Raw genomic sequence first — 1367 nt, 5'->3', positions numbered from 1 at the left:
GCTGCCGCGCAGATATGATTCCGCAATAGCTCAGTCGGTAGAGCGCGTGACTGTTAATCACGATGTCGCAGGTTCGAGTCCTGCTTGCGGAGTTTTAAAATTGAATGCCGCTTTAGCTCAGTCGGTAGAGCGCTTCCATGGTAAGGAAGAGGTCGCCGGTTCGATTCCGGCAAGTGGCTTCCGGTAAACGAGATCATGTGGATCTCGTTTTTTTTGTATTATGAAAATCGATGAGAGGAGAAAGTCTACCAATGAGTACATTTGAAGAAATAAAACAGGGGATTATGACTGATACAATGAATCAGCCATTCACGCAACGCGGCGTTCCCCCTCTGTTTAAAGCTTCAAAAGACGCGCGTATTGCTATCGTCGGACAAGCACCAGGCCGCAAGGCAGAAGAAACCCAATTGTTTTGGAATGATCTCAGCGGCGATCGACTGCGCGAATGGATGGGCGTTACTAGAGAAACTTTTTATACTACAGATGTGATTGCCCATCTGCCGATGGATTTTTACTATCCAGGTAAAGCAAAGTCGGGGGATCTCCCGCCTCGAAAAGGTTTTGCCGAAAAGTGGCATCCATTATTACTACAAGAAATGCCCAACATTGAAACAATCATCTTAATAGGAAGTTATGCCCAAAAATATTACTTGGGCAATAAGCGTGAAAAGAACCTGACAGAAACCGTACGGAATTTTGAGGAATATTTGCCTAAGTATATGCCTTTGGTGCATCCGTCTCCCTTGAACCACGGCTGGCTGAAACGGAATCCGTGGTTTGAACAAGAAGTCGTTCCGGTGTTGAAAGAGATTGTTCACCACAATTTGTGAGACAGTGAAATGGCCGACCTTTATCTTTTCTATGCTCAAGACTCATCCTGGTCCCTCAAATGATTTATTTTAGGGATTCATGTTACAATAGGGAAAAGATATGGAAAGGATGATGACAGTGGAATTTGAAAAAGAAGGCAATCGTTTCTTTAAAAACGACGAGAACGGCCGGATGATTGCAGAGGTCACTTACCGTCCTGTTAGGGAAGACGTCATCGATATCAACCATACATTTGTAGATCCAAGTCTGCGTGGGCAAGGAATCGCTGAAAAGTTGGTTGACAGGGTAGTTGAAGAGGTGGAAAAAGAGGGGAAAAAAATCCAACCATCATGCCCCTATGTCGTCAAACTGTTTGATCGGAAAACAGATAAGTATGGCCACCTTCAAGTAAAATAACGTTCACAAATCAATGACCGCCTTCAATAATGTGAAGGCGGTCGATTTTTTTAGTGCGCCCGGCATGGGCGACAACTTGGTGGTGAAAGTCCACTACAGACTTGGCAGTAGGAACTGTTAGCGAAAGTCAAGGGTGTCCG

General features: G+C 44.9%; 2 protein-coding genes and 2 tRNA genes. All 4 read left to right on the top strand.

Annotated elements, in window-relative coordinates:
• The first annotated feature begins 19 nt into the window (after window positions 1-19).
• The 4 genes from G470_RS0111695 (at window position 20) to G470_RS0111680 (ending at window position 1227) form a co-directional block, all read left to right on the top strand.
• Window positions 20-92 (top strand) — tRNA-Asn (locus tag G470_RS0111695).
• Between the two features lie 14 nt (window positions 93-106).
• Window positions 107-179, top strand: a tRNA-Thr gene (locus tag G470_RS0111690).
• Between the two features lie 72 nt (window positions 180-251).
• The gene (locus G470_RS0111685) at window positions 252-830 is read left to right on the top strand and encodes a uracil-DNA glycosylase family protein (protein ID WP_028274946.1); all 579 of its coding nucleotides are present in this window, start codon (window positions 252-254) and stop codon (window positions 828-830) included.
• Window positions 831-948: 118 nt separating this feature from the next.
• Window positions 949-1227, top strand: coding sequence for a GNAT family N-acetyltransferase (locus G470_RS0111680; RefSeq protein WP_028274945.1), 279 nt, complete (start codon window positions 949-951; stop codon window positions 1225-1227).
• Window positions 1228-1367: the final 140 nt, after the last annotated feature.

Source organism: Atopococcus tabaci DSM 17538 (genome assembly GCF_000429585.1).
Classification (GTDB): Bacteria; Bacillota; Bacilli; order Lactobacillales; family Carnobacteriaceae_A; genus Atopococcus; species Atopococcus tabaci.
Note: the sequence above shows the minus strand (reverse complement) of the source record. Positions and strands in the feature narration are given on the sequence as shown.

What these genes read in the sequence shown, in the direction of transcription:
- G470_RS0111685 (WP_028274946.1), top strand. Translation starts at nt 252, where the DNA reads ATGAGTACATTTGAAGAAATAAAACAGGGGATTATGACTGATACAATG.